Below are 25056 nucleotides of genomic sequence, written 5' to 3'. Positions count from 1 at the left end.
ACGACTTCCCAAGGGTTGATGCAGGAACTGTAGTCTTGTCGAACCCACGCATGGTGGGAAGTACGTAACGGTAACATCGTCGATGTTACGTGGCCGCGTGGTCTTGACTCTGATCGCCGAAAGGAACAGATGAAGAACATGACGCAGCGTACCGGCAGTGCTGATCTTCCCTTGCATGGCGGCCGTGTGCCTCGTTGGCTCGGCGACCGCATGACCAAGCTCGGCGTGTTGATTGCCGAGGCGATCATTCAGCAATACGGGCGCGACGAATTTCTGCGACGGCTGGCGCATCCCTTCTGGTTCCAGTCCTTCGGCGCCGTCATGGGTATGGATTGGCACTCCTCGGGCATCACCACCAGCGTGCTCGGTGCTTTGAAACGCGGGTTGCCGCCGCTGTCGCGCGAACTCGGCCTGCATGTCTGCGGCGGCCGTGGCGCGCAGTCGCGCAAGACGCCCGACGAACTGATCGCAGTCGGCGAGCGCACCGGCGTGGATGGCGCGGGCCTGGCAACCACCAGCCGGCTGGTCGCCAAGGTCGATAGCGCCGCCCTGCAGGATGGTTTCGATCTCTATCTGCACGGCTTCATCGTCACCGACGATGGCAAATGGGTGGTCGTCCAGCAGGGCATGAACGAGGATACGCGGCTGGCACGCCGCTATCATTGGCTGTCGGAAGGGCTGACAAGTTTCGTCGATTCCCCACATGCGGCCATCGAGGGCAGGGACCAGGGCGAGATCGTCAATCTCGCCGACCGCCGAGCAGGTCCATCGCGTCATGCCCAGCTCGATCTGCTGGCGACGTTGGGACCGGACAGGATCGTCCACGAGGTCGCCGCGATCGAAGGGCGGCTGCCAAAGGAGTCGGTATCAGACCAGGCGATGCTTCCGCATCTGATCATGCCGGCGCACCACGATGTGCGGGAGACCGATGTCAACATGCGGCGCCTGCACGGCAATCTCGCTGCGGCCGCCGATCGCGGCCCCGAGGATTTCGAGAAGTTGCTGCTTGTGCCTGGCGTGGGCGCGCGCACAGTCAAGGCACTGGCCATGGTGGCTGAAGTGGTGCATGGCGCGCCCTGCCGGTTTTCCGATCCTGCCCGCTTTTCGCTCGCTCATGGCGGCAAGGACCGGCATCCCTTCCCGGTGCCACTCAAGGTCTATGACGAGACGATCAGTGTGATGAAATCGGCGATCCGCAAGGGCCGGTTGGGTCGCGACGAGGAATTGCAGGCACTGCGGCGGCTCGACGACCAGTCGCGCAGGATGGAACGCTACGTCACCGGCCCCGATCTCAAGGAGATCGTCGCCGGCGAGTACGAGAAATCGGCCGAGTGGGGCGGTCGCAGTGTCTTCGGCTGGGAGCCCGACTGGAGCGAGGAATTCAAGCGGTAGTTTCCGGCCAGGCGAGGATCGGCAACTGGTTGGAACGCTTGATCTGTGACAGCGCGAAACTCGATTCGATCGAGACGACACCATCGAGGCGTGTCAGGGCTGCAACTATCGGCTGGCCGGGCCGCGGCCATAGAGCAGCAGCATGCCGACGATGACGACACCGAAGATGATCTGTCGCCCGGCTTCGGGCATCTGCATGACCGAGAGGATCGATTGCAGCAGCGTGATCAGGATCACGCCGGCAACGGTGCCGAGATAGGATCCCTTGCCGCCGAGGATCGATGTGCCACCCAGCACCACAGCGGCAATCGAGGGCAGCAGGTAAGCGTCGCCCATCGACTGCGCGGCTTTCGACGCATAGCCCGCGACCAGCACGCCGGCAAAGGCGGAAAGCGCACCCGATGTGATGAAGGCGATCATGACGATGCGGCGGGTATTGAGTCCCGAGAGATAAGCCGCGCGCTCGCTGTTGCCGATGCCGTAGATCGAGCGGCCATAGGTGGTGCGCCGATAAAGGAAGACCATCACGGCGCTGACAGCGACCCAGACCAGGATCGCATTTGGCACGCCGGGAATGATGAAGCCGGTCGCCAGCCAGCGCACGGCGGGTGGGGCGGAATCCTGAGGCGAGAAGCCGCCGGTATAGAGCACCATCAGCCCCTGCGCGACGACATTGGTGGCCAGCGTGACGATCATCGACGGAATACGCAGATAGGCGACGCCAAAGCCGTTGATCATCCCGAAGAGCGCGCCGCAAAGCACGCCGAATGGGATGGCGAGCACGAGGCCGGTCTCGCCGAACCCCGCGGCAGCGCAAGCCATCATGGCGCCGGCCGTCATTACCCAAGGCACCGAAAGGTCGATATGGCCGAGCAGGATTACCAACATCATGCCGGCCGCAGTCACGCCGAGGAAGGAGGCGACCTTCAATTGCTGTATGAGATAGTCCGGCGACAGGAAATTGCTGGAATAGATGCTGCCGACCAGCAGCAACAGGATGATGCAGCCAAAGGCGGTGGCCACCGCTGGATCGATGCGCCGCAGGAATGCCGGCATTTTGGCGCGTGGTTCGACACGATTTTCTGACATCTCGCTCATTGAAACCATTCCAGGCGGTTGCGAACGCGGACCAGCGCAATGGCGCCTATGCTGACGGCGATCATCAGCACCACGCCCTGCAGCAGCGGTTGCCAGAGCGGGTCGACATCGAAGACGAACAGCATGTCGCCGGTGGTGCGGGCGGCGAAAGCGCCGAAAATGGCGCCGATGGCGCTACCCCGGCCTCCAAACAGTGAAATGCCGCCGAGCACGACGGCGGCGATCGACCAGAGCGTATAGCCGTTGCCGCTGGCATAGGCGGCTTCGCCGGTATAGGTGAAGAAGGTCAGGAACAACCCACCCATGCCGGCAAACAGCCCGCCGAGCGCGTAGGCGACAAACTTGGCTCGCCGGATCGGCACCCCCGACATGAACGCGGCCGGTTCGGATGAGCCCGCGGCGAACGCTGCCCGGCCGATCGCCGATCGTCGGTACGGTATCCAGACGACCACAACGATGGCGGCGAGCAGCACGAGGCTGGCTGGAACGATGCCGAACAGCTTTCCGGTCAGTGCATCGGCGAGATCCTCATTGACGCTTCCGCCTGGGAAGGGCCTCAGCAGCAGGGCGATACCGAAATAGACTGCGCCGGTGGCAATGGTGGCGACGATCGGCTGCAATCTTCCATAGATCACCAGCAGGCCGTTGATGGCGCCGCAGGTCATGCCGGCGGCAAGCACCCCGATCAGCCCAAGCGTCGTCATCAGGGGATTGCCCACGACGATGTATGACGCGATGCAATTGGTGAGGATGAAGATCATGCCCACCGACAGATCGATGCCAGCGGTGATCACCACCAGCGCCTGTGCCATGGCGACGAAAGCCAGCAGCACACCCTTGTTGGCGGCGGTCTGCGCGACGTTGACGGTCAGGCCGACGGGATGATTTGCAATATAGACTGTGAACATCAGCAGGAAGATCGCCAGTCCCATCAACGTGCCGCGCTGTTCGTTCAGCCAGTAACGCCATTCGCTCATTGCGCGGCCTCCATATGTGTCTTGTCGACATTCAGCGCGCTGGCGATCAGGGCGTGTTCGGTCAGGTTGTCGCCCTTGAGCTCGCGGACGACATGACCGTCATAGAGCACCAGAACCCGGTCGCAGCAGCCGATCAGCTCATCATAGTCGGTGGAATAGAACAGGATCGCGGCGCCCGCATCGGCCAGCCGGCGCAGCAATTGATAGAGCTCCTGCTTGGTGCCGACGTCGATGCCGCGCGTCGGGTCGTTGAGCAGGATGATGCGCGGGCGGCGCATCAGCCATTTGGCGATCACCACCTTCTGCTGGTTGCCGCCCGACAGCGACCCAACCGGAATATCAAGCCCGGCTGTTTTGATCGCCAGGAGCTTGACCATCTCGTCGATCAACTCCTCTTCCTTGGTTCGATCGATGACGCCGCCCGAGGAAATACGATCCAGATTGGCGAAGGAAAGGTTTTCGCGCACCGTCATCGGCAGCATCAGGCCCTCTGTCTTGCGGTCTTCCGGGATCAGCGACATGCCGACACGGGATGCTCGCGCCGAGGCGGGGCTTGCCAGCGATACAGGCGAACCGTCGATCAGCACCGAACCGCTGGTTCCTCGCAAAACGCCAAAAAGCGCGAGCAACAAATCGCGCTGCCCCTGCCCATCCAGCCCGCCAAGGCCGACGACCTCGCCCTTGCCAACGGAAAACGAGATGTCGCGCAATTTGTTGGCCCAGCCGAGATTGCGGCATTCGAGCACGGGCGGGCCGATGTCGGCCGCGCGCGTTGGCTTCGGCGGGAAGACATTGTGGTACTCGCGGCCGATCATCATCTCGACCACTTCGGTGTTGGTTCGCGTGCCGGCCTTGTAGCTGGCAACATTGCGGCCGTTGCGGAACACGGTGCATTCGTCGGCGAGTTCGGCAATCTCATGCATGCGGTGCGAGATATAGAGAATGGCCAAGCCTTCGGACCTCAGCCGTTTCAGCACTGTGAAAACCTTGGTCACGTCGCTTGCGGTGAGCGCCGATGTCGCCTCATCGAGGATCAATATGCGCGGCTTGCGGGCCAGCGCCTTGGCGATCTCCACCATCTGGCGGCGCGATAGCGGCAGGTCGCGGACCATGGCGCGGGGGTGGATATCCTCGGCGCCGGCGCGGGCCAGCGCCTCCTCGGCGATCTGACGTTGGGCGCGGCGATCGATCATCCCGAATTTCTTCGGCGGATTGGCAATGGTGATGTTGTCGGCGACGCTGAGATCCGGAACCAGTGAGAGCTCCTGAAACACGCAGGCGATGCCGAGCGCGACGGCTTCCGCAGGCGAACGGAAACTCACCGCGTTGCCATCCATCAGCATCCAGCCCTCGTCGGCCGCCACGACGCCGCTCATGATCTTGATCAGGGTGGATTTGCCGGCGCCGTTTTCGCCGAGAATGGCGTGGATGCGGCCGGTCTCGACCTGCAACTCGGCATTTTCAAGAGCGCGCACGCCGCCATAGCGTTTCGAGACACTCTCCATACGAAAAAGCGGCGCGGCCGCTGGATTGTCCGATGCGGTCATCAATATCCCCGACTGCCTGACATTCGCATGCCGCGGGACTTTCCCCGCGGCATGCCGTTGCAGAAGCGTAGGCCTTGCGGCCTATTGATTTTCCTTCGTCTGCCCCATGATTTCCTGGGCAGTGAAGTTGATCCCGCAGGTGGGGAAGGAATTGCCGACAAAGAAGTTGTCGGACTGGTCGGGGTAGAAATCCTGACCTGCCTTGAAGTTCGGATCCTCGACAATTGCGAGCGGCAGCTTGACCGATTGCGGCACGACCTGGCCTTCCAGTGCCGCGATCGCCGTCTTGATCGCCACGGCCACCTGTGCCGGACCGGTGCCTGCCGACGAGCATTTCAGGCCTTCGGCCGCATGCGCCGCGCAGAACTTGCGGAAGCCGTTTTCTGTTTCACCGCCGAAGGGCACGAACTTGTGGCCGGCATCGATCATTGCCTGCACGACGCCGGTGTCGCCACCCTGCGCCGTGATGCCGTCGAACGACTTCTGCACGGCAATTGCATCGGCTGTTGCCTTCTGGGCGGTCGGATCGTCCCACTTTCCGAGCACTTCGATAACGTCCCATTTCTTGCCGCTCGCATCGAGCGTCTCATGGATACCGTTGTGGCGGTCGGTATCGACTGATGTGCCCGGCACGCCGCGCACTTCCAGGATCTTGCCGCCATTCGGCACATGGCCGATCAGCCAGTTTGCCCACAGCACGCCGAGGCCGTGCTGATCGACATTGACGTTGATGGCATCCTGGGTGTCGAGAATGTTGTCGAAGGCGACGAGCACGACGCCGGCTTCCTTGGCGCGCTTGATGACCGGGCCGAAAGCGGTCGGATTTTGTGCATTGACAACGATTGCGTCATAGCCGGAATCGATGAAGTTGTTGATGGCCGAGATCTGCGCCGGCACATCTTCGCCGGTCGAGACAACCTTGAATTCCTTGAGCTTGGCCGCGACGTCAGGCTGCGCCGCATAGGCCTTGGCCGTCTGGATCATCTGGATGCGCCAGGTATTGGCGATGTAACCGTTCGCAAGCGCGATCCGGTAAGGGCCGTCCTTCTTTGGAAACTTGAAGAATTTCGTGTCAGCCGACCAGGGCGCGAAGCACTCCGGTTCGGCGGCGGGGCCGCTGACGACTTCCGGGTCGGCCAATGCGGTCGATGCAGAAAGCGCAAGCGCAGCGGCTGCGAGCAAGCCGCAGACATAGGTCTTGATCATCGATTACCTCCCAAGTGTTTATCTCTGCGGATCCGCCTCGATGCGCAAACGTCAGCACCAAACGCCCGCGGACACTTGTTCCGCCGGGATGGCTGCACTGCAGAATGACAATCGTTATGCGAAATCCGGTGACGGCATCGGGCTCCTCTCCCTCGACGTCACGATAAAGATGGTAGCGCTACCAAATGGCTTTGTAAAGCGGCCTTGTTTGAAGCTCTATCGCGAGGTCACGGCAGGCGACGGGTGCTGTCCCGAACCCGCAATTCGAAGCCGAGATCGATGATCCGGTCCTCGACTATTTCCCCCGACAGCTCCGCCATTGCCATGCTGATGGCGCGCTTGCCGATCTCGTAGCGCGGTGTCCTGATGCTGGTGATCGAGGGATAGGCGACATTCATCATCTCGAGATCGTTGAAGCCGGCGATCGCGATTTGGGACGGCACACTTATACCGGCGCGATGGCAGGCAAACAGCACGCCGAGCGCCAGATCGTCATTGTTGCAGACGATGGCGTCGAGGTCCGGGTTCTGCTCGAGTGCTCGATGAAACAGTTCCACGCCGCGGGTGACGCTCGATGGCGACGGCGTAGTCGTGATAAGGCTATCGTCGAAATGTCCTTCCCTGCGCATCACCTGTTCGTAACCTGCAAGGCGCCTGTGAGTGCGCGGGTCCATGCGGGCGCCAACGAAGCCGATGTTCTTACAGCCCATCTCGATGAGATGCTCGGTGATAACAACGCCGCCGTTGAAATGCGAAAAGCCCACCATCATGTCGATCGGCTCGGGGCCGATCTCCATGATCTGCACGACCGGGCAGCCGGCATGCTTGAGCAGCTTGCGCGCTGCAGGCGTCTGGTCGATGCCGGAGACGATCAGCGCGGACGGATGCTGGCTGAGAAAGACGCGCAACAGGCGTTCCTCCTCCTCCTGCGAATAATGGGTATTGCCGAACTGGACCTGCAGATTGCTGCTGCCGAGGCCGTCGTGGATACCGCGCAGGACTTCGGCAAAGACATTGTTGGTCAGCGACGGGATCAGCACGCCGATCACGTCGGCCCGCACCGATGCCAGGGCGCGGGCATTGGGGTTCAGCATGTAGCCGAGCTCGTCTATAGCCGCCGTGATCCGTTGGCGCAGTTCCGGAGAGACTTTTTCCGGGTCCCTGAGCGCCCGCGACACGGTGATCGAGCCGACTTCCGCGAGGTTTGCGACGTCGGCAAGGGTCGGTCGTCCGGTACTCCGTCGCGACCGTGGCTTCGGCCCTTTTCCCATCGCTTCCATGCATCCTGCCCGCTGAGATATCCCTCGCGCCATGCCCGCGAATGGTTTCGTCCGCTGCACGTCGTTTGGCAAACAGATAATCCTCAAGCGGCCTTCCGTCCATCCATGCGGTCATCGCAATCGCGACAGACAGCTTTTGATCGGCTATGATCGAAGGAAACAACCACGCTTTTCACGGCTTTTCCGAAGGCAATTCCAGCGTATGAGGTGTGACGTGACAGCTGACGCGATCCTGTTTCCAAGAAGCGAATGGGTGCCCAACAATCCAACGCTTCCGGTGCTGTTCTACCGGCACGCTCTCGAATTCGGCGAGCACACGGCCGAGGCATTCGAGGCGCGGTTTCGCGAAAACGACTGGCAGGGAATGTGGCGCAATGGCGTGTTTTCCTACCAGCATTACCACACTCATGCGCATGAGGTGCTGGGCATCGCGTCGGGTCATGCGCGGTTGCTGATCGGCGGACCGACCGGCCAGGAAATCGACGTTGCGGCGGGCGACTGCCTCGTCTTACCAGCAGGAACGGGTCACTGCTTGATCCATCAAGGCGGTGACTTTCTGGTCATTGGCGCCTATCCGCCCAGGCAGCACGCCGACATATGCACCGAGGCGCCGGGGCAGGCAGGCCTCGATGCGATTAATGCCGTGCCGATGCCGGAAACCGATCCGCTCCAAGGGCGACACGGGCCACTTCGCCAGATTTGGCAAGGCGGATCAGGGGAGTGACGGGTCAGCGCGCGCCGCAGAGCGATGTGCCGTCTAGGCGCCCTTGTAGATATAGCCGCTGCCGCGCGACGTCTCGATCAGGTCGCCGTCCTGGCCATTCTGCTCGAGCTTGCGCCTCAGCCGCTTGATACGGGAATCGATGCTGCGGTCGATCGGGTCTGACCCGTGCGCAGGTGCCAGCCTCAGGATTTCGTCGCGGGTCAAGAGCTTGCCGGGATTGGTGGCAAAGGCGGCGATCAGGTCGATTTCCGTTGGAAACAGCGCCACCTCTTCGCCGTTCGGTTCAAACAGCTTCCAGCGCTTGAGATCGAGCGAGAACGAGCCGAAGGACACCATGCTCTCGCTGTTGAGACGCCGCCGACGCAGCACCGCCTCGATGCGGGCATTGAGTTCGTTGAGTGAGAAGGGCTTGGTCATGTAGTCGTCGGCGCCGATCTCCAGCCCGACGACGCGGTCGACGAGATCGCCGGCACCGGTCAACATGATGATGCCGAGATCGTGGTGTTCGCGCATACGGCGCGCAATGCTCAGGCCATCTTCGCCGGGCAGGTTGAGGTCGAGGAGGATGAGGTTTGCGGCGCAATCGACCATGAGCGCATTGAGGCCTTCGCCGGTGGTCGCGCGGCGAACGGCATGGCCCTGCATCGACAGGAAATCCTCTATCATGCCGCTCAGCGATTCATCATCGTCGACAACTATCAGATCCGCCATGAGTAAATGCCCATCAGTGCCCCTCAACTGCACGATAAACTTACGATATTTCTGCCTGCTTGGCGATTGCAATCGAAAAGTTCATCGAAGCAAGCCTTCCCGGCCAATTAGCGATAAGGTGGTGAAAATAGGTCGCGACATCGGCGTGAAACAATCCGGTTCCATTTTCCTTGTCCGCAATATTGAATTTTCCTGGGGTAACGGGCTTGATGCGGAAGAAAGTGCGCCCAGGATGAAATGATGGACAGCATGGGTCAAGATAAAGGGGAGGGCTTAAAGCCGTTGCGCCACACGCGCATAGGCCCTTCGCCACGGCTATTGTTGCTGTGTGCCTTGCCGCTTTCGCTATTGATCGTAGCGATCGTCGTCGATCAGTTCTGGCGCCAGCAGGCCGCGATGCTTTCCGACCTCGATCGCGTCATGAACGAGCAGCAACATGCGCTGAGTTCGCTGATATCGGACAATGACCAGCAGCTTGCCCGCATGCGGCTGACCATGGAAGACCGCATTTCGGATTCAGGGGGGTTGTCGAAGCAGCGGGCCGGAGAACTCCAATCGGTCGTGGTCGCGCTCAATGGCGGCGAAGCCCGCGGGCTGGAATGGACGCCGGGCGCCAACAATGCCAGTCTTGGCAGTCTTTACAGCATTCCCGAACTGGCCTCGCGACCGGCCGATCAGATAGGGCCGATCGATGCGGCTCTCGACCTTCTGAGCGGGTTGCACATCGACCGGCGTGCGGGGTCGCGGTCGCATTCCAGCTATTTCATCTCGGCACAGTCCGACTTCCTGGCGATCTTCCCGGGCCTGAGCCTTCAGGCGATTGCCAGCGTCACCGGCAAGGGAAAGCAGATCCACAGCATCGGCGATCTCCTGAGTTCGCTGAAGACCACTGACGCCTACCAGCTCGGCGTGCCGGAGAAGAATACGCTACACAATGCCTATTGGACGGGCATCTTCGAGGATCCATCCTTTCTCGGCCTGATGGTCAGCCACGCGGCACCCGTCTACGTCAACCAGCGTTTTTATGGAATCGTCGGCACCAATATCCGGCTCGAATCCTTCGAGGCGCTGATCGCCCATATGCCACAGCCGGTAGGCATGCTGGCCATCACCAATGACAAGGGCGAGATCCTTACGATCAACGGCCGGGCCTTCAACGGCGATCTCCAGAAAATGATCGACCACCTCAAGCGCAGCGGCCTGGTGTTCGACAAAACCAAACAGAGCCTGGGTGTCGGCTTCGAGGATGTCGGCGACAACTGGGTGCGCGTCCAGGCGTCGTCCGCCTCGCCGTTCCAGCTGATCTATGTGCTGCCGAAATCCGATCTCTACGGCTATCTGCTGCCGCGATTTGCGCCCTACGCGCTGATTCTGATCGGCCTTGGCGCCACGTTGTTCGGGATGTTCTACCTGCTGCATCGCGCCTATATAGCACCGAGCCTGAAGCTAGCCGAATTCCTGACTATGCAGGCGGCCGGTATCGACACGGAGATACCACCCCTGCCATCGGGCTGGCGGCGGCACTTCCTCACCATTGCCGGCATCGTTTCGACCATTCATCGCTACCAGGCGCGACTCGAAGAAAGCGAGGCGCGCTTTCTTGCAGCAACATCGAGCCTCGACGATGGCTTCGCAATCGTCGGGCCGGACGCCAAGCTGGTTTTTTACAACGAAGCCTTCGCCGGCCATCTTGGCGAAGACAAGAAATCCAAAATCGCCATCGGCTGCGACATCGCCGATCTCATCGAGCCCAGGCTTTATGGCGTCGAGGACACCGACGTCGAATACGAGCTGCCCGGCGGCCGATGGATCGACGGCTGGAAGACGGCGACGCCGGACGGCGGCAAGGTGATCTTGCTGCACGACATCACCAAGGCCAAGCAGACCGAAATGATGATCCGCGAGAGCGAGGCACGATACCGCCTGGTCATCAACACGCAGACCGAGATGGTGGCGCGGCACGATCCCGGTGGCAGAACCACCTTCGCCAACGCCGCCTATTGCCGATACCTGGGTATGACGCTGGAGGAAGTGCTGGCACGCCAGGAGAGCGGCTTCGACACGATTCTCCCCGAAGACCAGGAGGCGTTCAACGCCCATCTCGCCTCATTGACGCCGGACAACCCGATCTCGACGATTATCCTGCGCAACTACATCGTTTCCACCGGCGACATCCGTTGGGAGGAATGGACGGATACAGGCATTTTCGACGCCCATGGCGAGATGATCGAAATCCAATCGATTGGCCGCGACATCACCGAAAGGAAGCGCGCCGAGGAAGCGCTGAGTTTCAGCGAAGCCCGCATGGCCGCCTTCCTCGAATATGCGCCGGTGGCGATGCTGGTGAAGGACCGCAACGGCATATTCACGCTCGTCAACCCGGAAACGGCCAAGCGACTTGGCAGGCCTGCCCATGAAATCATCGGCAAGCGCACGGTCGACATCCTGCCGGCCGACGAAGCCGCCATGATCGACCGCTCGATCGAGAAGGTGCTGGAGACCGGCGAAATGCAGATCGAGGAGCAATATCACCCCTCGCTCGCGCCCTATCTCTATAGCCTCTTCATTCGCTTCCCCGTGCGTTCGGAAAGCGGCGAGGTCATAGGCGCCGGTGTTTTTGCCGTCGATCAGACGAGCCAGCGACTGGTTGAAATGGAGCTCGAAAAGCAGCGCGACGTGTTGCAGCAGAGCGAGAAGATGGCCGCGCTCGGATCGCTGCTGGCCGGCGTCGCCCATGAACTCAACAATCCGCTGTCCATCGTCGTGGGCTATTCCGGCATGCTGCATGAAATGGCCACCGACGAAGCGACCAAGCGCCGGACCAAGGAACTGCATTCCGCCGCCGAACGGTGTGCCCGCATCGTCAAGACATTCCTGTCGATGGCGCGTTCCAAGCCGATCGAGAAGCGCAACGTCTCTCTCGACAGTGTGCTCGACGATGTGCTGGAACTGGCTGCCTATGGCCTGCGAAGCAATGGCATCACGGTTGAACGCGAACGTCTCGTCACCCTACCGGACTTTTTCGCCGACCCCGACCAGCTCCATCAGGTGTTCATGAATGTCGTGATCAATGCGCAGCAGGCCATGACGGGTGTCGAGGGCGAGCGAGTACTGAACGTCAAGAGCTATCGTGGCCGCGGCCATATCGTCATCGATATCCTCGATTCCGGCCCTGGCATCGACGATGCCGCCAGGGCGCGCGCCTTCGAGCCATTCTTCACCACCAAGCCGCAAGGTGTCGGCACCGGTATAGGATTGTCGGTGTGCCTGCGTATCGTTGACGCGCATGGCGGCACGATATCACTGGACGCGGCGCCGGCCGGCGGAACGCTATGCCGCATCAAGTTTCCCATGGCGCCGGAAGTTGCGCATATGGAAGTTCACGAGCCAGAGGATCGGTTCCGTCTTGCCGGTCGTCTGCTCGTCGTCGACGACGAGGCGACCATTGGTGCCTTTCTCGTCGATGCGCTGGGTGCCGAAGGGGTCGACGTGATCGCGGTGCCAAGCGGTCGCGAAGCGCAGGCGATCATCATGAAGACCGATTTCGACGCCGTGGTCACCGATCTGCGCATGCCCGATATCGATGGCGACAAGCTGGTCGAGTTCATCCTGGAAAAGCGCCCCGAGCTCAAGGGTCGCATCGTGGTGATGACAGGCGATGCGCTGAACGCCCAGAACAGGATCGAGCGCACCGACCTGCCGATCGTCACCAAACCTATCGACATCTCCGTGCTGCGCCGTGTGCTCCGCCCGCTGCTCGACAGGGACACCAAGGCTGCAAACAAAAAAGATTCCGTGGCCACGCATGAGGGAGTAAGCTGATGTCCGAAGCCAACATCGTTGTAGTGGATGACGAACCGGGCCTTCGAGGCATGATCGAAGACTACCTCTCCATACAGGGCTATGCCGTGCATCAGGCCGAGGGCGGCGCAGCACTCGATCGATTGCTTTCGGCACGCGCGCCCGATCTCATCTTGCTCGACGTCAATCTTCCCGGGGAAGACGGGTTCTCGATCCTGAGACGGCTGCGCAATGGTGGCCAGCGGATGGGGATTATCATGCTGACCGGCAATGCCGACGAGATGAGCAAGGTCAAGGGCCTGATCGATGGCGCCGACGACTATCTCCCAAAGCCTTTCGAAGTCCGCGAGTTGCTGGCGCGCGTGCGCAGCGTGCTGCGGCGCCTGCCGCCACCGGCAGAAAAACCGGTCGAGACAAAACCGAAGCTGACACTCGGCAGCTTCGTGCTGGATGTCGAAGGACGGCGCTTCTTCACGGCTGACGGCGAGGAGATCGAGGTCAGCAGCATGGATTTCGACCTGCTGGAGACGTTTGCCCGCCATCCTCGCCAGGTCCTGTCGCGCGACCGGCTCTGCGAACTCGCCCATGGCCGCACCCTGCAGGCCGCTGACCGCAGCCTCGACATCCGAATTGCACGGCTGCGCAAGAAGATCGAGATCGATGCATCGGAACCGACCATCCTCAGGACCGTGCGCGGCGAAGGTTACGTCTTCGAGCCGGAAGGCTGAAACAAACGATACGGCTCGCTAGTGGCGGGCCTTACCGACAGACAAAAAGAAGGCGACCAATTGGTCGCCTTTTAGTTGGTCTTCTCCGGGGAGGGAGGGCGGAATAACGTTCGTTTTGTTTCGAATGCCGAGATAACTCTTTCGTTTTCAGTTCATGGCCATCAAGCACGAAGACGGGATCGACCGCATCTTCTTCGGCACCGCCACGCGGATATTGCCGGCGGCAGGGCCGACCGGATTTGCAGCCGGATAGGCCGTTGACGCAAAGGAGCTGAAGCTCAACGCAGCAGCCTGGAAGCCGGCGATCGAGCGGGTCTTGATGTTTTTCTCGCTGGCGGAACCCGGCGAAACCACGTCCGGACCACGGCTGATCTCGACGTTTTCAACGTTGTGATGGTAGAGGGCTGCCGCCCCCAGCTCGAAGCCCAGGATGACAGAAATAACAATGATAGATGCTGCGGCTGCACTCAGGCGCGTGAAGGTAGACATCGATCTGCTCTCTGGTTTTCGGCGCCTGACGAATTCACGTCGGCTGCTTCGATGAGTGCAGGTCTAAGGTTCGTTTGTTTCACCTGAATGTCGCTGTTACAATTTGAGCGTCTTTGGTTTGAAACATTGAAACAAATCGAACAAAACGAATGTGTGTGAGGTTTGGATACATTCGAATTCGCGATCATGCGCTGCACGCGCCACGCGTGATTGTGGCACCGTGGGGCTCAGCGCTTGGCGGCAGCATCCCAGGATTTACGGATGTGTTTATAGCCGTCGCGATAGACCGCTTCGGGCGTCTCGGAAAAGTCGCGCCAGACCTTGGTGGCCGCCGCGAGGTCCTTCAAGGATCTGCCAAACGCTTCGATCGTCAGCCAGTCGTCGTAGCCGCTCTTGCGGATGGCGTCGAAAGTCTCTTTCCACGGAATGTTGCCTCGCCCCGGCACGCCGCGATCATTTTCCGAGATGTGGATGTGGACGATGTTGCTGACATGCCTGGTATAGGCGCCGATCGGATCGGCTTCTTCGATATTGGCATGGAACGTATCGTACATCGCCTTGATGTTGGGATGGCCGATCGCGTCGATATGGGCCGACAGATCGGCCATCGTATTGACGAGATAACATTCGAAGCGGTTGAGCGCCTCCAGCCCGATCGTCACACCATGCATGCCGGCATGGTCGCCAATCACATGCTGTGAGGTGACGGAGCGCTCGAACTCCGCAGCGGTGGGGCCGTCGCCGGAAAACAGGCCCAACGTTGAATGCAATGGTCCGCTCAGCGTCTTGGCGCCCAGTGCCTCGGCGCAGTCGATGGCCCATTTCATATAGCTGACGCCGCGCGTGCGCGTGTCGGCATCGGGAGAGATGAGGTTCATTCCGGGGTCGCCCATCGCCGAGACGGCGGTCCGCTCAAGACCGATCGCGTCCAGCATCGCCCCCAAACGTTTGTAGTCGTCCGGTGTTCCCTCGAAGATCGGGATCTCGACGCCATCGAAACCGGTTGCCTTGATATCCCTCAGTAGCGGCTCATGCTCCTTGGTGACATTCGTGGTCCACAGGAACATGCACATACCGATTTTCATGGTGACTTCCTCCTCCTCGCAGACAGCAAGGGCCTCCCAACCCATTGCCGTAATCTGGTCATACCAAAAAATTCCAACTGGTCAAGCCACGCGGCAGCGGTTCGGGCGCGCAAGACAGACCGCACGATCGCGCTTAATATCATGATATTGCATAATATATCTGAATATTTATGTCGATGTCAGCCTCGTCTTGCGGAGTGCGGAAATTTGCGTTAGATGTTTTATCACGCCCAATTGGCCAAACCAGATGTTGAGGAAAGCTGGCACGGCTCGGGGAAGAGACACCCGCCAGTGGAGGCTGGCGCCATTGCTTAGGCGATTTTCTGGGAGGAAATGACCATGCATCTTTCGACGCATAATTGGATGCGTGCTGAGCCGCTCGCCGTGACGCTGAAGCGGATCAAGAAATACGGCTATGAGAGCATTGAGATCTCGGGCGAGCCGACCCAATACGACATCAAGGAGACCCGTGCGCTGCTGAAGGAGCATGGCATCCGCTGCTGGGGTGCGGTGACCCTGACGCTCGGCGAGCGCAATCTTGCCGCCAAGGACGAGGGCCAGCGCGCCCGCTCTGTCGATTACGTCAAGAGCGTCATCACCATGGTCAGCGAGCTTGAAGGTGAGATCGTCACCCTGGTGCCCGCGACGGTTGGCAAGGTCGTGCCGGATGGCACCGAGGAGGAAGAATGGAAGTGGGTGGTCGACGCCACCAAGGAATGCTTCGCCCACGCGCAGAAGCGGGGCGTCCGGATTGCCATTGAGCCGCTTAACCGTTTCGAGACCTATTTCTTCAATCGCGGCGCCCAGGCGCTGGCCTTGGCCGAGGCCGTTCATCCGGATTGCGGCGTCTGCCTCGATGCCTTCCATCTGAATATCGAAGAAGAGAACATGTATGACGCCATCCGCCAGGCGGGAAAGCGCCTGTTCGATTTCCATGTCGCCGACAACAACCGTTTCGCAGCCGGCCTCGGCCAGCTCGATTGGCCGAAGATCATCGGCACGCTGAAGGAAATCGGCTACGATGGCGCGGTGACCAACGAATTCGTTGCCCCGGTCGATCGCACGCCTGCCGCCAAGTATCCTGAAATGGTCGAGCGCAATCCGGTCGATATTCCGCCGGAACAGCTCAAATTCATCCAGGACCACGGCTCAAGCCTGCTGACGGAAGCCTTCTACGACGACCAGATGCGCATCACGGCGGAAACATTGCTGCCGTTGATCAAGTAGGCAACGGCGGAAACGTTCGAACCTCCCGGCGGCGCGCCGCCGAGAGGTGAGGGGATTGAATATGCGTATCAAGACGGTAGAGGCCTGGTGGGTGAAGATCCCCATCGAAGCAAGTCGGCAGCACCGAAGCGATTTCGGTCGGCTGGCGACATTCGATGCGGCGATCCTGCGCATCGAGACCGACGATGGCGTCGTCGGCTGGGGCGAGGGCAAGAATGCCGCCGGCAGCGCCGGCACCTACGGCACGCTAGTCCACCTCCTCAACCACGAGGTTGGCCCGAAACTGATTGGCCGCGATCCCGCCGATATCTCGAGCATATGGGAAATGCTTTACAACGGCGTGCGCGCTGAAAGCGCCGCGAGTTCGGGCCATGCGATGCCGGAGCTTTCGCGGCGTGGTCTTTCGGTGGCGGCCATCAGCGCCGTCGATATCGCGCTCTGGGATATTCTGGGCAAGTCGCTCGGCGTTCCGGTGTGGAAACTGCTCGGCGGCCGCAAGGCCGATCGCCTGCCCGCCTATGCTTCGGGTGGCTGGGAAAGTGCGGAGAAGATCGGCGATCAGCTGAACTCCTACATTACCAGCGGCGGCTTCAAGGCCGTGAAGATGCGGGTCGGCGCCATGGATGGCGCGCCGCATGTGTCGGCCGCACGGGTCAAGGCAGCCCGCAAGGCGCTTGGGCCCGACGTTGAACTCATGGTCGATGCACATGGTACCTATACAGTGGCGGATGCCAAGCGGTTCGGCGCGCTGGTCGCCGATTGCGATCTCGCCTGGTTCGAGGAGCCGGTGATTGCAGACGACAAGCCCGGCATGGCCGAGGTTCGCGCGGCCGGTAACATTCCCATCGCAACCGGCGAATCCGAGGCGACACGGTTTGCGTTTCGCGATCTTGCTCTGCTCAAGTCCGCCGATATCTTCCAGCCGGATCCGGCCTTCTGCGGTGGGATCACCGAGGCAATGCGGATCGGCGCGCTTGCCAGCGCCTTCAACCTGCGTTTCGCGCCGCATCTCTGGGCCGGAGCGCCGTGCTTCTTCTCCGGGCTGCATATCTGCGCGGCCTCGCCGGCCAGCTTCGTCATCGAATATTCGCTTGGCGCAAATCCGATGATCCACGACCTCGTGGAGGAGACAGTCGAGGCCAAGGACGGTATGATTGCGATTCCAGACAAGCCCGGATTGGGCTTCACCATCAATGAGCGCGTGCTGGAGGCTCATGCACAAAGAAATTGATCATGAAAGAAAATAGCCTGCTTCCGGATCTTGCGGCCCACCTCTTCGCCCAGTCGAAGGACGATAACGGCCGCACGCCTTCCGAACGCGAGCTGGCCGAGCATTTCGCCGTCAGCCGCGGTCAGGTTCGCGAAGCGCTCGCGATCCTGGAAGCCATGCGGATTGTCGAGCGGCGGGCGAAATCCGGCATCTACCTGACGACGACGGAAGCCAGCGTCGAGGCGATGGCGCTGTTTGCGCGGGCCGGCGTGCCGCTCGATCCGGTGCTGATCTATGAGACCGTCGAGTTGCGCAAGATCCATGAGATCAAAGCCGCCGAGTTGGCTTGTTCGCGGGCGACCGAGGAGAATTTTGTGCGGCTGGCAGAAATCCTGGCAGCGTCCGAAGCACGGCTTGCCGCAGGCGAAGGCCTGGCGCGTGAGGATCGCGAATTTCATCTCGAGATCGTCCGCGCCACCAAGAACAGCATCTTTCACAAGGTTTGCAGCGTCTACTACATGATGGGCGAGCAGCGCCTACCGGTCTATTTCAACGACATGGAGCGGTCGCGCAAATCGCACGAGGAGCATATCCGCATCTACGAAGCTCTTGTCCGCCGCGACGGCAATCTCGCCCAGGCGTTGATGAGTGCACATCTGCAAGGCGCGGAAAGCTATTGGAAGGGACTGATTTCCGGCAACACGCCCAGCGCCAGCGAGACTTTGGCGCCGGCGGGCTGACTGGCCAATTCATTTCATCGATGTTCCGGGGAGGGAACTGGTGAGCGTGATTTTTTCGACCCATCCGTTGCATCCCGAAGCTGAGGCCATGCTGCAAGGCGCCGGCACCCTGCTTGTGGCAAGCGCGCCGACGGCCGATGCTATCCTCGGCGAAGGCACCGACGCCGACGTCGTCATCGTCCGCGCGCCGATCCCGCCGGCCTATTTCGACAAGGCGAAACGCTTGCGCGCCGCAATCCGCCATGGCGCCGGCCTCGACATGATTCCCTACGATGTCGCCACCGCGGCGGGCGTGCTGATCGCCAATGTGCCGGGTGCAAATGCGCGCACGGTCGCCGAACATGTTGTCATGATGAGCCTTGCCCTGCTGCGCGGCTTCCGCAAAGTGGACGGCGATCTGCGCAGCCACGGCTGGGAAGCGGGACGCGCGCATGCCAACAGCGCCCGCGAACTGTCGGGCAAGACGATCGGCATCATCGGCATGGGCAATGTCGGCCATGAGATTTTCCGCATCGCCCATCACGGTTTTGGCCTCACGGTCATCGCCAATAGCCGCAATCCCGCCAGCCTGCCGGAGGCCGCCCTGTTTGCCAGCGTCGACCAATTGGTGGAGCAGGCCGATATCGTCGTGCTCTGCTGCCCGCTGACGCCGGAAACCACGGGTCTGATGAGCACGGCAAGGATTCGCCGGATGAAGCCGGATGCGATCCTGATCAACGTCTCACGCGGTCCTGTCGTCGATGATGCAGGCCTGATCGAGGCGCTGCGTCATGGCGCGATCTGCGGCGCTGCGCTCGATGTCTTTTCTACGCAGCCTCTGCCGCTGGATCATCCTTACTTCCGCTTCGACAATGTGATCCTGACGCCGCACATGGCGGGGATTACAGAGGAAAGCATGATGCGCATGGGCACCGGTGCTGCCGCCGAGGCCATTCGAGTGCTCAAGGGAGAATTGCCGACCAATCTGCGCAATCCCGAAGTGGTGGAACGTTATCGGCGACGGTTTCCGTAACAGTTGCGGCTTTTCGCTCTAGGCAATCCAGACATCGGAACCCTCGTTCCGGCCCTTCAAAGCCAGGCCTTGGTAAAAGCGCATATTGCCGCGGTAACGCTCGCGGGCGGCAACGTCCGACACGGCCTCCATTGCCGAGTGGCTGGCAATTATGCGGCAGGAGAGGATGCGCGTGGCGGCTTCCAGCCGCGAAGCCACATTGACCGTATCGCCGAGCATTGCAAATTCCATCCGCCGGGCATTGCCGATGTCGCCGAGGATGACCGAGCCGAAATGCACGCCGACCGAAAGACGGATGGGATCCAGCCCTTTGCCGGTCCGGTCCGCGTTGAGACGTGCGATGCTTTCCTGCATCGCGAATGCGGCAGCGATGGCGTTGGCAGCATCAGACGGCGAAGGGTTGGGCGTCCCGAAACTCGCCATCAATCCGTCACCCATATATTTGTCCAGCGTGCCGCCGTGGGAAAACACGACCTCTTCGAGCGCGGCATGAAAGTCGCGCAGCAGGAAGATGACCTCTTCCGGAGAGTGCGCCTCGGCGTAGCGGGTGAAGCCGACGATATCGGCAAACAGGACGGCGACCTCCTGCGAGCGCACACCGCCCATCGGCTCGTCGCGATGCGAGAGTTCATCCACCAGGGAGGGCGGGAAATAGCGCGACAGGTTGGCGCGCTCGGCCGCGAGGTCGGCCTGACGCATCAGCAGCTGGCTTGCGCGCCTCGATTTCAGGCCAAGAATAGCGGCAACAATAACGAAGACCGTGATCTCCTGGATTCGGTTGGTGAAATGTACACTGTTCGGATCCAATGTTTCGAAGACCCGTTCGAACCCGACCAGTGCCTCCCGCATTCTGACGGACAGTTCCGGATAAGTGGTTCCGAACAACACAACGCCACCAACCCCTCCGAGCCAGATAGTCGCAGCCCAGACACCGATACCCTGAACCGTGCGCCAGCTGTAGGCGAGCGTCGCAGCCGCCAGAAAAATGTAGAAATAGTCGAAACCGTCGAAGCTGAACTGAAAAGCTGTTGGCCAGGGCTCCGACGCCATCGGATTGGGCAGGGTCATGGCGAGTGTCAGCAAAAGGAGGTCCGCGAATATCAGCGCCAGTTCGACGAGAGACTGTCCGACGCGCGCCGCCCGCAATTGCCCGATTCCGATCAGGACGAACAGAATCAACAATGCTTCATAGTACAGCATCTCCATGCGGGGATTGACGTAGATCAGGAGCAAAGCCACAACAGCCAGCGCGCCGGCACGGGCCCATGTCGCGATGCGCTGGCCCTCCATCTTCTCGATTTCAAGGGCGCGCGCCAGATGCGGATTGCGCTGGGCGAGCTGTTCCTCAGCCAACCGCGTCGACCACGGAGGCTCCCACAACCCGTACATCCAGCGCCCCATTCCAATCCTGCGCTTGCGCGCCTCATCAGGTCGATGTTCAGATAAATCCAGTCCCACAAGCCGAGCCTCACGTTGGACAGCAACTCTAGAGCCTTTCCGGGTTAGATTGAAGCATTCTGTTGGCTCAAACGGAGTCGGATGATCGACCGGCGGACGCGCGCCGTCGCCAAGCTCTACGGCCAAGCCGGCCGATCGATCAGACGGCCCGCTTCAGCCAAGCCAAAGGCTCGGGCATCTTATCGTCCGCCCAAGACTCCAAGATGCTTGCAACTGCTAATCCCGATCCGGCGCGCCGAGCGGGAAATACGGCCGATACTGCCGCGCCTCATCCACCGCTCGTGCAAAACTCGGCCGGGCGAGCAGGCGCTTGCGATAGGCGATGACATCGGCGAATTTCGCATCGATCGCATGTGTCCAGTCGGCATAGAACAGGGATGGCGCCGCCGAGCAATCGGCGAGTGAAAAGCTGTCGCCCGACGCCCATTGCCGCCCCTGCATGCGCTTGTCCAGCCAGCCATAGGCGCGTTCCAGCATCTCGCGCGCCTCGTTGACGCCATAGGGATCGCGGTCGGCCTCGTGGCGGAGGGCATTGAAGACCACTTTCTGCTGCGGCGTCGAAATGTAATTGTCGAAGAACCGGTCCATCATCCTCACATCGATCGCGGCATCCGGATTTTCAGGGATCATCCGCACCGGCCCGGGATAATGGACATCGAGATATTCGATGACCATCGTCGCTTCGAGGATCTCGCGTCCCTTGTCGAGCAGTATCGGAAAGCGTTTGACCGGCCACCGGTTCTCCCAATCGGCGAGGTTTTCGGGTTCCTCGGGACTCAACATGCGGAATTCGAAATCGGTGCCATTCTCATAGAGAGCGATCAGTGCCTTCTGGCTGTAGGACGAGAAGGGGTGGGCATAGAGCACGGGTTTCATCGGTCTTCCTCTGCATATCAAGCAACGTCGATGGCGCAGCATATCAATCCGATTGCTTTTTGCAAGTGGTTAAGTGTTTTATTAAGTGTTGTGCCCGAAAAAACCGGCCACAGAATCCGCGGCCGGTCGGCTTCATGAAAAATTGCTTTATCCCGCGTGCCGCAGGCTAATGCCGCTTCCCCCGTCAAAAAGCACCACCTTGTCGGGATTCCAGGCAAACCGCACCGGCTCCTCGAAGGCTACATTGGTCTTGGCCGGCACCGTTGCGCGCAGCACCGTGTCGCCGGACCGCAGCGTCAGGATCTTCTCCACGCCGTGGTTCTCGATATCGTGCACCCGCGCCTCGACCGGTGCGCCACTCTCGAGATAGAGGTCCTCGGGACGGATGCCGAAAATCAACTTGCGCCCCTCGACCTGCGCTGCCCGGCCCGCCAGTGGCAGTTCGAACACATTGGGTGCCACGACGGCGCGTCCGTCCACCAGTTGCCCGTCGAGCAGGTTCATCGGCGGCGAGCCGACGGCGCGGGCGACGAAGGTGTTGAGCGGGTTGTTGTAGATTTCGTTTGGCGTGCCGACCTGCACCAGCTGGCCGTTGTTCAGCACGCCGATCTTGTCGCCCATCGACATCGCCTCGATCTGGTCGTGGGTGACGAACAGGAAGGTGGCGCCGAGATTCATTTGCAGGTTCTTGAGTTCCGTGCGCAAAGCCTCGCGCAGCTTGGCATCGAGCGCCGAAAGCGGCTCGTCCATCAGGAAGACGCGCGGCTTGCGGACGATCGCCCGACCGATCGACACCCGCTGCATCTCGCCGCCCGACAGCCGGTCGGTCTTGCGGTCGAGCAGATGTTCGATACGCAACGTCTTGGCGACGCGATCGACGCGCTCCTTGATCTCGGCCGGCTCGACCCGGCGGATCTTGGACTTCAGCGGAAATTCGAGATTTTCGCGCACCGTGTAGCGCGGATAGAGCGAGTATTGCTGCAGCACCAACGCCACGTCACGCTCGGCAGCCCCCCATTCGGCGACATCCCGCCCCTCGATGAAAACCTGGCCTGCAGTCGGTTTTTCTAGTCCGGCAATGATGCGCAACGTCGTCGTCTTGCCCGCGCCGGTTTGGCCGAGCAGCACGAAGAATTCGCCATCGGCGATCTCGAGATCAAGGCCTTTCAGTGCCCTGTGATTGCCGAAGGTCTTGGAGATACCCTTGAGTTCAATATGCGCCATCAGAGCCTGACTCCGAGAGAATTGCCGCTTGCCTTGTCGAAGAAATGCGTTTGCGCAGGATCGATGCGGATCCACACCTTGTCGCCGACATTGCCGACGAAGCCGCTCTTGGTGCGTGCCCGCAACATCTGCGATCCAACCTTGAGGTCGACGATGTCATGCGAACCGAGTGGCTCGATGATGCGTGTCTCGACCGGCAGGTAGCCGTCGATGCCTTCTCTCGCCACTGATATCGCTTCCGGCCGCACGCCCATCGTCAAGTCGCTGGATTTGGCGCGACCGGCGTCGAGCTTTTGGGTCAGCTCCGGCGGGAACGCAAAGCCATCCGTAGCACCCTCCACCAGTACCCGGACGTTGCCGCCCGCATCCGAGACCGAGGCGTCGAGAATGTTCATTACAGGGCTGCCGACAAACTGCGCCACGAAGGTGTTGGCCGGATAGGTGTAGACGTCGGTCGGGCTGCCCACTTGCTGCAGCACGCCCTCGTGCATGATGACGATGCGGTCGGCGAGCGACATCGCCTCGACCTGGTCATGGGTGACATAGATGGTCGTCGAGCCCTGCTTCATGTGCAGACGCTTGATTTCTGCACGCATCTCCTCGCGCAGCTTGGCGTCGAGCGCGCCGATCGGCTCGTCCATCAGCATCGCCTTGGGGCGGCGGACCAGCGCCCGGCCGATCGCCACCCGCTGCATGTCGCCACCCGACAGCGCCGAGGGCTTCTTGCCGAGGAGATGAGTGATCTGCAAGGTCTTTGCCACATCCTGCACTTCGCTCTCGACATCGGAACGGCTCTTGCGCATTGCCCTCAGCGGGAAGGCGATGTTCTCGTAGACATTCATATGCGGATAAAGCGAGAACGACTGGAAGACGAAGGCGATGTCGCGGTCCGACGCCTTCATATGCTGTACCGGTTGGCCGTCGATCAGGATATCGCCAGTATCGATTGTCTCCAACCCTGCAATAGCGCGCAAGGTGGTCGTCTTGCCGCAGCCGGACTGGCCGAGCAGCACAATGAATTCATTGTCCTTTATCGCGAGGTTCAGGTCCTTGATGACCTGAACGGTGCCGAAATACTTTTCGACGCCGCGAAGTTCGATCTGCGTCATTGCGTGTTGCCCTCGTCGTCTTGCTCTTCTTCTGGCGCGATCTTGATGGCGATCGAAAAAGCCACCAGTCCGACAAGGATCATTGTCAGCCCGTAGCGGTGGAGGAACTCGTTCCAGGGCTGGCAGAGCGCAATGATGCCGAAGATCATCAGGATCTGCGAGCCGGGTTCGAAATACTTCTGGTTCAAGGAACGAAAGCTCATTTGCGGATCGCTCCGAATGACATGCCCCTGAGCAGGTGATTGCGCAGCAGGAATGTGAAGATCGCGACGGGTAGCAGGAACAGGAAGGTGCCCGACGCGATCACGGTCCAGTCCGGCAGGCCCGACCCGATCTGGCTGGGAATGAACGGTGGTGCGGTTTGTGCACGCCGATTGGTCATGATCAGCGCGAAGGCATATTCGTTCCAGGCGGTGATGAAGCAGAACACGGCCGTGGCGGCGATGCCGGTGGCGGCTTCCGGAATGACGATCTTGAAGAACGCCTCCATCCGCGTATAGCCGTCGACCAGCGCCGCCTCCTCATATTCCTTGGGGATCTCGTCAATGAAACCCTTCATCAGCCAGACCGAGAAGGACAGGTTGAATGCGGTGTAGAGGATGATCAGCCCCCAATGCGTGTCGTTGAGGCCCACGACCCGATACATCAGGAACATCGGGATGGCCACCACGACGGGCGGCAGCATGCGCGTCGACAGGATGAAGAACAGCCAGTCCGCCTCTCCTTTCACCTTGAACCGCGAAAAGCCGTAGGCGGTGAATGTGCCCATGCCGACCGCAAGGATGGTCGAGGTGATAGCCACGATCAGCGAATTCATGAACCGGCTGGGATAGCCCGACGGCTGGACCTCGCCCCGGCCCGAGCGCACGACTTTTTCACCGCCGTCGAACACCAGCCGTTCCCACCAGGGGGCTGCTGCATATTCCTCCGGCGTCGGCGGATTGCGCAGCTGCGAGCGCTTGGTGAAAAGCTTCACGAAGGACGAAATTTCGGGCGTGAAAACGATCGTCGGCGGGATCGTCGTGGCAAGATTGCGCGGCTTGAAGGCCGTCGATGTAATCCAGTAGATCGGCGCCAGAAAGATCAGCGTGATGATCAGGACAGCCACGATGGCGACCCTGTTCATAGCGAGTTCGGAGCCCGTGCGGACAGCAGCCATCGC

22 protein-coding genes are annotated in these 25056 nt (G+C 60.8%); 8 read left to right on the top strand and 14 right to left on the bottom strand.

What is annotated here, in order from left to right:
* Nucleotides 1–138 precede the first annotated feature (138 nt).
* The gene (locus ACXHRN_RS20355) at nt 139–1392 is read left to right on the top strand and encodes a DUF763 domain-containing protein (RefSeq protein ID WP_488641960.1); all 1254 of its coding nucleotides are present in this window, start codon (nt 139–141) and stop codon (nt 1390–1392) included.
* A 105-nt stretch (nt 1393–1497) separates the two neighbouring features.
* Here ACXHRN_RS20355 and ACXHRN_RS20350 read toward each other — a convergent pair whose 3' ends face one another.
* The 5 genes from ACXHRN_RS20350 to gntR form a co-directional block, all read right to left on the bottom strand.
* A complete protein-coding gene (locus ACXHRN_RS20350) occupies nt 1498–2490 on the bottom strand; it encodes an ABC transporter permease (RefSeq protein WP_488638120.1) in 993 nt (330 codons plus the stop codon).
* Entirely contained in the window at nt 2487–3467 is a 981-nt protein-coding gene (locus ACXHRN_RS20345; RefSeq protein ID WP_488638119.1) for an ABC transporter permease, read from the bottom strand. The genes ACXHRN_RS20350 and ACXHRN_RS20345 overlap by 4 nt, the downstream gene beginning before the upstream one ends.
* Nucleotides 3464–5014 carry a sugar ABC transporter ATP-binding protein gene (locus ACXHRN_RS20340; RefSeq protein ID WP_488638118.1) on the bottom strand — a complete coding sequence of 517 codons (1551 nt, stop codon included), beginning with the start codon at nt 5012–5014 and terminating at the stop codon, nt 3464–3466. The genes ACXHRN_RS20345 and ACXHRN_RS20340 overlap by 4 nt, the downstream gene beginning before the upstream one ends.
* Nucleotides 5015–5095: 81 nt before the next feature.
* Entirely contained in the window at nt 5096–6220 is a 1125-nt protein-coding gene (locus tag ACXHRN_RS20335; protein ID WP_488638117.1) for a sugar ABC transporter substrate-binding protein, read from the bottom strand.
* Between the two features lie 227 nt (nt 6221–6447).
* The gene (gntR, locus tag ACXHRN_RS20330) at nt 6448–7491 is read right to left on the bottom strand and encodes an HTH-type transcriptional regulator GntR (protein WP_488638116.1); all 1044 of its coding nucleotides are present in this window, start codon (nt 7489–7491) and stop codon (nt 6448–6450) included.
* 223 nt (nt 7492–7714) lie between these two features.
* Here gntR and ACXHRN_RS20325 point away from each other — a divergent pair, with 223 nt between their 5' ends.
* The gene (locus tag ACXHRN_RS20325; protein WP_488638115.1) at nt 7715–8224 is read left to right on the top strand and encodes a cupin domain-containing protein; all 510 of its coding nucleotides are present in this window, start codon (nt 7715–7717) and stop codon (nt 8222–8224) included.
* Nucleotides 8225–8257: 33 nt separating this feature from the next.
* Here ACXHRN_RS20325 and ACXHRN_RS20320 read toward each other — a convergent pair whose 3' ends face one another.
* The gene (locus ACXHRN_RS20320; RefSeq protein ID WP_488638114.1) at nt 8258–8935 is read right to left on the bottom strand and encodes a response regulator; all 678 of its coding nucleotides are present in this window, start codon (nt 8933–8935) and stop codon (nt 8258–8260) included.
* Between the two features lie 249 nt (nt 8936–9184).
* Between ACXHRN_RS20320 and ACXHRN_RS20315 the strand changes: the two genes are divergently transcribed.
* On the top strand, nt 9185–12757 hold the full coding sequence (locus ACXHRN_RS20315) for a PAS domain S-box protein (protein ID WP_488638113.1): 3573 nt from the start codon (nt 9185–9187) through the stop codon (nt 12755–12757).
* The gene (locus ACXHRN_RS20310; protein ID WP_488638112.1) at nt 12757–13464 is read left to right on the top strand and encodes a response regulator; all 708 of its coding nucleotides are present in this window, start codon (nt 12757–12759) and stop codon (nt 13462–13464) included. The genes ACXHRN_RS20315 and ACXHRN_RS20310 overlap by 1 nt, the downstream gene beginning before the upstream one ends.
* Nucleotides 13465–13611: 147 nt before the next feature.
* On the opposite strand, the gene ACXHRN_RS20305 is transcribed toward ACXHRN_RS20310, so the two are convergent.
* Entirely contained in the window at nt 13612–13953 is a 342-nt protein-coding gene (locus ACXHRN_RS20305) for a hypothetical protein (RefSeq protein WP_488638111.1), read from the bottom strand.
* A gap of 227 nt (nt 13954–14180) precedes the next feature.
* The gene (locus tag ACXHRN_RS20300) at nt 14181–15038 is read right to left on the bottom strand and encodes a sugar phosphate isomerase/epimerase family protein (RefSeq protein ID WP_488638110.1); all 858 of its coding nucleotides are present in this window, start codon (nt 15036–15038) and stop codon (nt 14181–14183) included.
* 339 nt (nt 15039–15377) lie between these two features.
* On the opposite strand from ACXHRN_RS20300, the gene ACXHRN_RS20295 reads away from it, so the two are divergent.
* From ACXHRN_RS20295 to ACXHRN_RS20280, 4 genes are all read left to right on the top strand, one after another.
* Nucleotides 15378–16265: a sugar phosphate isomerase/epimerase family protein gene (locus tag ACXHRN_RS20295; RefSeq protein ID WP_488641959.1), complete on the top strand. Its 888-nt coding sequence runs from the start codon at nt 15378–15380 to the stop codon at nt 16263–16265.
* A 61-nt stretch (nt 16266–16326) separates the two neighbouring features.
* Complete coding sequence (locus ACXHRN_RS20290) at nt 16327–17496, top strand: mandelate racemase/muconate lactonizing enzyme family protein (RefSeq protein WP_488638109.1); 1170 nt, start codon at nt 16327–16329, stop codon at nt 17494–17496.
* A 2-nt stretch (nt 17497–17498) separates the two neighbouring features.
* Entirely contained in the window at nt 17499–18215 is a 717-nt protein-coding gene (locus ACXHRN_RS20285) for a FadR/GntR family transcriptional regulator (RefSeq protein ID WP_488638108.1), read from the top strand.
* A 40-nt stretch (nt 18216–18255) separates the two neighbouring features.
* On the top strand, nt 18256–19227 hold the full coding sequence (locus tag ACXHRN_RS20280) for an NAD(P)-dependent oxidoreductase (protein ID WP_488638107.1): 972 nt from the start codon (nt 18256–18258) through the stop codon (nt 19225–19227).
* An 18-nt stretch (nt 19228–19245) separates the two neighbouring features.
* Here the strand turns inward: ACXHRN_RS20280 and ACXHRN_RS20275 are convergent, their stop codons facing one another.
* The 6 genes from ACXHRN_RS20275 to ACXHRN_RS20250 form a co-directional block, all read right to left on the bottom strand.
* Entirely contained in the window at nt 19246–20628 is a 1383-nt protein-coding gene (locus tag ACXHRN_RS20275) for an adenylate/guanylate cyclase domain-containing protein (RefSeq protein WP_488638106.1), read from the bottom strand.
* Nucleotides 20629–20901: 273 nt separating this feature from the next.
* Nucleotides 20902–21561: a glutathione S-transferase family protein gene (locus tag ACXHRN_RS20270; protein ID WP_488638105.1), complete on the bottom strand. Its 660-nt coding sequence runs from the start codon at nt 21559–21561 to the stop codon at nt 20902–20904.
* A gap of 147 nt (nt 21562–21708) precedes the next feature.
* Nucleotides 21709–22785: an ABC transporter ATP-binding protein gene (locus ACXHRN_RS20265; protein WP_488638104.1), complete on the bottom strand. Its 1077-nt coding sequence runs from the start codon at nt 22783–22785 to the stop codon at nt 21709–21711.
* Nucleotides 22785–23894: an ABC transporter ATP-binding protein gene (locus ACXHRN_RS20260; RefSeq protein ID WP_488638103.1), complete on the bottom strand. Its 1110-nt coding sequence runs from the start codon at nt 23892–23894 to the stop codon at nt 22785–22787. Before ACXHRN_RS20260 ends, ACXHRN_RS20265 begins: the two co-directional genes overlap by 1 nt.
* The gene (locus ACXHRN_RS20255) at nt 23891–24097 is read right to left on the bottom strand and encodes a hypothetical protein (RefSeq protein ID WP_488638102.1); all 207 of its coding nucleotides are present in this window, start codon (nt 24095–24097) and stop codon (nt 23891–23893) included. The genes ACXHRN_RS20260 and ACXHRN_RS20255 overlap by 4 nt, the downstream gene beginning before the upstream one ends.
* Entirely contained in the window at nt 24094–25053 is a 960-nt protein-coding gene (locus ACXHRN_RS20250) for a carbohydrate ABC transporter permease (RefSeq protein ID WP_488638101.1), read from the bottom strand. Before ACXHRN_RS20250 ends, ACXHRN_RS20255 begins: the two co-directional genes overlap by 4 nt.
* Nucleotides 25054–25056: the final 3 nt, after the last annotated feature.

The organism is Shinella sp. OV683 (assembly GCF_057787725.1).
The sequence above is the reverse complement of the archived record's forward strand: the minus strand, read 5'-3'. Positions and strand labels throughout refer to the sequence as shown.

What these genes read in the sequence shown, in the direction of transcription:
- ACXHRN_RS20355 (WP_488641960.1), top strand. Translation starts at nt 139, where the DNA reads ATGACGCAGCGTACCGGCAGTGCTGATCTTCCCTTGCATGGCGGCCGT.
- ACXHRN_RS20350 (WP_488638120.1), bottom strand. Translation starts at nt 2,490, where the DNA reads ATGAGCGAGATGTCAGAAAATCGTGTCGAACCACGCGCCAAAATGCCG.
- ACXHRN_RS20345 (WP_488638119.1), bottom strand. Translation starts at nt 3,467, where the DNA reads ATGAGCGAATGGCGTTACTGGCTGAACGAACAGCGCGGCACGTTGATG.
- ACXHRN_RS20340 (WP_488638118.1), bottom strand. Translation starts at nt 5,014, where the DNA reads ATGACCGCATCGGACAATCCAGCGGCCGCGCCGCTTTTTCGTATGGAG.
- ACXHRN_RS20335 (WP_488638117.1), bottom strand. Translation starts at nt 6,220, where the DNA reads ATGATCAAGACCTATGTCTGCGGCTTGCTCGCAGCCGCTGCGCTTGCG.
- gntR (WP_488638116.1), bottom strand. Translation starts at nt 7,491, where the DNA reads ATGGGAAAAGGGCCGAAGCCACGGTCGCGACGGAGTACCGGACGACCG.
- ACXHRN_RS20320 (WP_488638114.1), bottom strand. Translation starts at nt 8,935, where the DNA reads ATGGCGGATCTGATAGTTGTCGACGATGATGAATCGCTGAGCGGCATG.
- ACXHRN_RS20315 (WP_488638113.1), top strand. Translation starts at nt 9,185, where the DNA reads ATGGGTCAAGATAAAGGGGAGGGCTTAAAGCCGTTGCGCCACACGCGC.
- ACXHRN_RS20310 (WP_488638112.1), top strand. Translation starts at nt 12,757, where the DNA reads ATGTCCGAAGCCAACATCGTTGTAGTGGATGACGAACCGGGCCTTCGA.
- ACXHRN_RS20305 (WP_488638111.1), bottom strand. Translation starts at nt 13,953, where the DNA reads ATGTCTACCTTCACGCGCCTGAGTGCAGCCGCAGCATCTATCATTGTT.
- ACXHRN_RS20300 (WP_488638110.1), bottom strand. Translation starts at nt 15,038, where the DNA reads ATGAAAATCGGTATGTGCATGTTCCTGTGGACCACGAATGTCACCAAG.
- ACXHRN_RS20295 (WP_488641959.1), top strand. Translation starts at nt 15,378, where the DNA reads ATGCATCTTTCGACGCATAATTGGATGCGTGCTGAGCCGCTCGCCGTG.
- ACXHRN_RS20290 (WP_488638109.1), top strand. Translation starts at nt 16,327, where the DNA reads ATGCGTATCAAGACGGTAGAGGCCTGGTGGGTGAAGATCCCCATCGAA.
- ACXHRN_RS20285 (WP_488638108.1), top strand. Translation starts at nt 17,499, where the DNA reads ATGAAAGAAAATAGCCTGCTTCCGGATCTTGCGGCCCACCTCTTCGCC.
- ACXHRN_RS20275 (WP_488638106.1), bottom strand. Translation starts at nt 20,628, where the DNA reads ATGGGGCGCTGGATGTACGGGTTGTGGGAGCCTCCGTGGTCGACGCGG.
- ACXHRN_RS20270 (WP_488638105.1), bottom strand. Translation starts at nt 21,561, where the DNA reads ATGAAACCCGTGCTCTATGCCCACCCCTTCTCGTCCTACAGCCAGAAG.
- ACXHRN_RS20265 (WP_488638104.1), bottom strand. Translation starts at nt 22,785, where the DNA reads ATGGCGCATATTGAACTCAAGGGTATCTCCAAGACCTTCGGCAATCAC.
- ACXHRN_RS20260 (WP_488638103.1), bottom strand. Translation starts at nt 23,894, where the DNA reads ATGACGCAGATCGAACTTCGCGGCGTCGAAAAGTATTTCGGCACCGTT.
- ACXHRN_RS20255 (WP_488638102.1), bottom strand. Translation starts at nt 24,097, where the DNA reads ATGAGCTTTCGTTCCTTGAACCAGAAGTATTTCGAACCCGGCTCGCAG.
- ACXHRN_RS20250 (WP_488638101.1), bottom strand. Translation starts at nt 25,053, where the DNA reads ATGGCTGCTGTCCGCACGGGCTCCGAACTCGCTATGAACAGGGTCGCC.